The sequence below is a fragment of the Alphaproteobacteria bacterium genome, from assembly GCA_018662925.1.
GTDB lineage: Bacteria > Pseudomonadota > Alphaproteobacteria > 16-39-46 > JABJFC01 > JABJFC01.
In genome coordinates this window covers 1-5712 of record JABJFC010000025.1, presented here as the reverse complement: position 1 = coordinate 5712, position 5712 = coordinate 1, and the positions used below count along the sequence as shown (strand labels likewise).

General features: G+C 35.4%; 5 protein-coding genes. All 5 read right to left on the bottom strand.

The window, feature by feature from the left end; genetic code table 11:
- Positions 1-276 precede the first annotated feature (276 nt).
- From HOL16_01945 to HOL16_01925, 5 genes are read right to left on the bottom strand one after another with little or no spacing between them, the layout of a single operon-like run.
- Positions 277-867: a GNAT family N-acetyltransferase gene (locus HOL16_01945; protein ID MBT5389455.1), complete on the bottom strand. Its 591-nt coding sequence runs from the start codon at positions 865-867 to the stop codon at positions 277-279.
- Between the two features lie 11 nt (positions 868-878).
- Entirely contained in the window at positions 879-2624 is a 1746-nt protein-coding gene (locus tag HOL16_01940; GenBank protein ID MBT5389454.1) for an ABC transporter ATP-binding protein, read from the bottom strand.
- Positions 2621-3247, bottom strand: a complete 627-nt coding sequence (locus tag HOL16_01935; protein MBT5389453.1) for a hypothetical protein — start codon at positions 3245-3247, stop codon at positions 2621-2623. Before HOL16_01935 ends, HOL16_01940 begins: the two co-directional genes overlap by 4 nt.
- Positions 3234-4304, bottom strand: coding sequence for a SagB/ThcOx family dehydrogenase (locus HOL16_01930; GenBank protein MBT5389452.1), 1071 nt, complete (start codon positions 4302-4304; stop codon positions 3234-3236). Before HOL16_01930 ends, HOL16_01935 begins: the two co-directional genes overlap by 14 nt.
- Before the next feature lies 1 nt (position 4305).
- The gene (locus HOL16_01925; protein ID MBT5389451.1) at positions 4306-5292 is read right to left on the bottom strand and encodes a SagB/ThcOx family dehydrogenase; all 987 of its coding nucleotides are present in this window, start codon (positions 5290-5292) and stop codon (positions 4306-4308) included.
- Positions 5293-5712 lie beyond the last annotated feature (420 nt).

Here is a 5712-nt window from a genome sequence, read left to right as displayed (position 1 = left end):
TTTCCCCACGAATCGCCTCTAAGGCAACCTGGGATTTAAAAGTTGAGGTATGTTTACGACGTGTCATTCCTTTTTTCCTTTCCTCTAATATAGAGGAAAAGTCTCACTTAGCTAGTGGTCCGGTTTCTGGGGGGCATTATAGTAGCACAAACTATCTGCTTGCACAAAGTAACGATAGATTCTTCCGTAGGATATTTCAAGTTGTTTTATCGACCATATAATTCCCTTGAGATTTTACTAAAGTAGGACAAATTTAAGGAGGATGCAGGCCATTTACTATTGTTCAATATTTTTTTCCATTAGAGTTTCCTCAAATGAATCGTCACCGAGAGTTTTAACCTCTCTTCGCATCTCACTAAATCCCTTAGTTTTGTAAAATTCTATTGCTGGATTAGAAGCTAGAACCCATAGGTTTAGTTTGTTAATATCTTCAGCAAGTAATGCCGATGTGACTAAAGACAACAGCCGACTTCCAATGCCAACTCTCTGATAGGGATTCAATACATATAGGGTCAATAGCTCAGCAGTGTTACGATCTGCGAGCTTCCAGGACGTAAACCCTATGAGCTCTTCACCACGTTTTGCTATAAGCACTTTATTAGGGCTTTCTTTTAAAAAGCTAGACCACATTGCGTGACGCTTATCATAACTAAAAAAACTTAGAACGGATTTAGGAAGCCGTCTACCATAGGTTTCTGACCAGGCTTGAACATGAGCATTTGAAAGTTGTTCTACATCTTTGATTTGGGGGGGGGAAATAATGTATTTTAGTTCTTCGATTTCTTGGTCATATAACATTGCATTGCCTTTAGATATAAAAAAAAGAGTAAGAAAACTCAGTGATGTAACTCTTATCAATAGCTTCATATCTTTCCTCCTTAAAAGCTATTATCTCTTTTTCTCTCATAACTTCTATCGTGAGATTTTAAAAATTCTTCAGTATCACCAAAAAATTCTATCGAACCTTCTTTTAAATGAATTACCTTATCAAAGAATACAACATTCTCCCAATTGTGGGTGATAAAAACTATGCATTTATCTCTTATTTTTAACAAACTTTGAACTACGCTCTTTTCTTTGTCAATATCTTGAGAAGAAGTTGCTTCATCTAGCACGAGAAAGTCGGAGTTTCGTAACAATGCTCTTAACAGAAAAATTCTTTGTCTTTCACCTCCTGATAAGTTATTTCCTCTTTCTCCCAAGGGAAATCTGTCCTTGTGTCTATTTAGTAAATCTCGTAACTCAAGTTTGTCAGAGAGTTCTGAAGGAATCTCATGTTGAGAGCCATTATTTTCGAGGAAGATGTTATAAAGTATGTCCTCATTAAACAAAGCGGGATCCTGAGGAACGAGGATAATGTTCTTCAAGCGACATAAATATTTTTGTGATACAGTTTTCCCGTTTAACTGTATCGATCCCATAGTAGGTTCTAGCAAACCACAAATTATTTTTGAAAGAGTTGTTTTCCCAGAACCATTGCTGCCAACAACAACGATTCTTTCTCCTTTTTTCAATGTAAGGCTTATATTGTGAAGAAGGGGACGAGGGTGTGAGTCCAAAGTAAAGTTTACATTTTTAAACTGAAGTTCATTAACTTCCGTATCGTCATAATGAAGTGGAGCTTGATCAACATCAGGATTCACTGTATCGATACATTTTTGCAGTGAATCTATAGAAACTAGAATATCTCTAATCATTAGATTTATCTCTTCAAAAGGCTTAATAACCTGAAGCATATACACGTTGATCAAAGTCAAAAAACCAAGAGATACATTATCTGAATATACATCAATAATACCTATAATGTTAGTTGTTAAGAAGAAAAATCCTAATATAAAACTTTGAAGGATACCCACCCCAGTTCTATTTTTAAAGAACGTAAAAAATGATTTTCTTTGCTGTTGTAATTGAAAAGAAATTCTATCTTGGAAAACATTTTCTAGTTTAAAGATTTTGATAGATTCAAAGTTGTAAGCAAGATCAGTAACCATTGTTTTTGACTTAATGGTTTCATGAATTGCAGCTTTACTGAAAGGCCTTACAAATATAGCTCCTTTCACAATAGAAAAAAGATAAATTATTATAAAAGAAGCGAATAAAACTGCATACTTAAGCTTAAATATACTCAGAAGCATTATAAAAGAGAAAAGAATTTCTAAAGCCATAGATAAAACGTCAAAGTAAACCCTTTGCAACAATATTCCTAATGCATTTTCTCCGAGCGCTATAGTGTGAGCTAGAGTGCTAAATTTCCCATGTAAGTAAAATTGGTAGTTCTTTTTTAGAAGGGACCATGAGCAAATTTCGGTGAAATATTTTTGAAAGTTCTGTTGAACTGGTCCGAATACAAAAATTTGACTTTCACGAAACACACGCCCAAGGAAAAGTAACATGACATAACATCCCAAAAAAAAGTACACATTTCTATGAGACGATGAAGCCTGATCAACAATATCTATTACCTCTTTTAAAGCAAGTGGAGGAAGTGAAAGCAATGCAGAGGAGACTAAAACTACTGCTCCAGCCAGTGCAATCTTACTATAATCTCTATGTGACATTTTCTTTAAAATAAGAGTCCACAAGGATAACAGTCCTTTATCATAAGACATGCCAGGCTCTTTCATAATGAATTCTTCTTGGAGTGTGATTGAAAGAACCACAATCTCCGTATGGTTCTCTTTCCGGTGAAAGATCTTCTTCTATGAAGCATTCTCCAGTTATCTATAATTAGAAATTCTCCAGGCATGAGTTTTCCTATTTTTAATTCTGCTTTAGCCACATAATCTGTAATTTTTCTGTTTTCATTAAAAAGTGTGGAATTTGGCTGGAGACTAGCCATATAATCTTCTCTGTACCTAAAGATGGTCTTCTGACTATTCTCATCGTAACTTACTATTTTCGATTTAACCCCATTTTCATCTTTTCCAAAAAAAAATTCTTCTTTTGAAAAGACATGAGAAATGTGGGCTGTATCCAACAAGCAAAGTTCACCACCTGCATCTGCTTCAATAACCTGAATCAGAACGTATGAAGGTGGAGTGTTAATAAAAACCCCATCTGTATGGCACCAAAAATCTTCAGTATTAGCTCCTAGTTCTCCTTCTGTTGGTGAACTGTTTATAACAACATCTCTTTTCAAGATAGAATTAAAGCTATTTTGAATTTCCGAGACTGCATCTACAAGACCTATGTTAGAGTTTAACCTAACGAGACAATATCCATTATTAATAATTTCATTCTGAATCACTTGCTTTCCCTATCCCAAATTTAAGAAAATACAAAGCTTCTTCTCGTTTTGAGTCTATACCCAAGAGCTCACTGGCAAGAGATTCTGAAATTGCTGGTGTTCCCCATCCTCCCAGTCCCAAACGAGTTGCAGACTGAAAAAATTCCTGTCCAAACTCGCCTACCTGTATGAGAAGGTTGATATATGCACGAGAGTGTCTGTAAACCCAATAGTACCTCTCCCAAAAAGCGCATATAAACACACAAAATCCTCCTCCGGAAATCCATTTTTGGTTTTGGATACAGCTATAAATATCTTTGTCATCAGAATACGCGCCTACTTTAATAAGTGAGTGTTCCTTAAAGTCATATTGATACACCGCTTTTTCAATTCCTTCAACATTTTGAACAATAATATAGATTTGTCCCCAACAGAAATAAGAGTTAAATATTTCTATTGGATTGACAGAATTTTTATCTAGTTCTCCTAGTCGCAGCTGATTGGAAGCCTCATAGAGAATATATGAAAAATCCCTGAACGAAACAGGACTTTCCTTGAAGTTCCTGACACTTCTTCTGTTTTTGAGTGTGTTTATTTCTTGACGCTTTGAGTTTGTGGGTTTCAACAAAGGAAATCGTTCTCCTTCCCTGAATTTCAAAGTGGGGTAGAGTGATTGTTCTTTATACTCTTCTATAATTTCTTTCCTGTGGTTAATCAGGGCAGTTTGTGTTGTTTTTTTTGAGACTGTTTCTTTATATTTCAGGTCTAACTGTGAAAAAGTAAGGTATGCAGCTCTTAACCAATTCCTGTCTTCCCATAATCTGGAACTTTCGTAGACAGGGTTGTCAACATGTAAAATAATGTTGTGGTTTAGAGCTAGTTTCAGAACATCTTCAGTAAATCCCTCATCTAGACACTCATCATTAGTTTTCCCATCTAAGCAAAAAACGCACAGTTTGGTTATATATGGGTGGAGAAATTTTAAACGTTGATTGTTGATAAGATCAGATGCTCTAATCGAGTCGTTTGAAAATTCGAATATAAAAAAGGGGGAGGTTATAATTTTTTTCGTATTCATTTTAGACCAGCGTAGTTACGTACAGTGGGGTTTGCCTGATGTTATCTAACTCTAATAATTCAGAGACTTCTTTATCTTTGAACTTTTGATAAGAGTAATAATCAAATCCCAATTTCTGAGATACCGTTCTCAGGATCATCATTGCATGGCCTATATCTATCATTGGAGCTCTCCATGAACGTGAATCTCGATAACGCCACATAGCTCTTTCATGCAGGCACGTAAAAATAACAAGTCCAAAAGGCCTTTTTGTATACTTCGTAAAAAGATCAAGGGTAGCGTCAAAAAATTCCTCAAAATAATTACCTTTTTTCAGTTGATCTAAACTGTTTTCCTCCACGTTGTAATGGTATATTCCATTTTCCATTGCAGCGTTATTAAAATATACAAAAAACACTTCTGTAGTATGACGAGCGCCGCCTGAAGGGATCGCCTTTTGCAAAAAATGCCCCTGAATACCAAAATCTACTTTTTTCCTTTCTCCAAAACATAAATCGAACAAAACCGAAAAGTGTTTTAAGGTAGTTTTTCCTTTCTCAAAACTATTCTCAATAAGCTCATCCAGGCCAGTAAAAGACTCTACTTTTTCTAAAGGATATTTAATTTTAGCATCAAATTTCTGGTAAATTGGTGGGGGGAGCGAAGCAGATTTAAAATCTTCCATTCTGCTTTCATCATCAACAAAACCAGATGGTTTACCCATATCAAGGAAAGGGTAATCGCGTGTTGCCTCATGGAATGCATGAGCCTCTTGCCAACCAAAGGCAGACCACTCTTCACCTTTAACAGAGGGCGCATCGATGACAACCTTTTTTCTTAATAAAAGTGAAAAAAACGCATCAAACACTTCTTGGAAGAGATCTAATTCTCTCCATAAAGTTTTTGATTCCTCCAATGTAAATTGTTTGGGAAGTTTAATAAGCCAATCTATTATCTTTGAATCTTTTAAGATAAGGGGTGGGGACCCTGCATTTACTTCTGCAACCATCGACCTCTTCCCATTTATTGTTCGTGGGTAAATTAGAAGAAGTTTGTTGAGGGTATACATTTTTTTTCCATAATTAGTATGAAGTTTCTATTTATTTTCAACTACATGTTGCACTTTTGCATTTTAGATGTCAAATTTTAAATGGTGTTGGTAAAACGTATATGAGTTCTACTACTTTGTAGACGCCTTCTTCAGTAATGAATAGAATTTAACTTGATTGCTTCAAATGTAGCAGAGTGAGAAAATGAATCTAAAAAATGATTTAACCTATAGCTCAGGGTTTAATGAGCATCTGATATTACTCCGGCAATAAAACAGTGGACTTAAGCGAGTTATTCTGATAGTGTCTATCCATGGAATTAGTAGACGCCCGCAAGTTATCCCAAGACGCACAAGAAGCCCTTCGTTTAAGAGCGATAA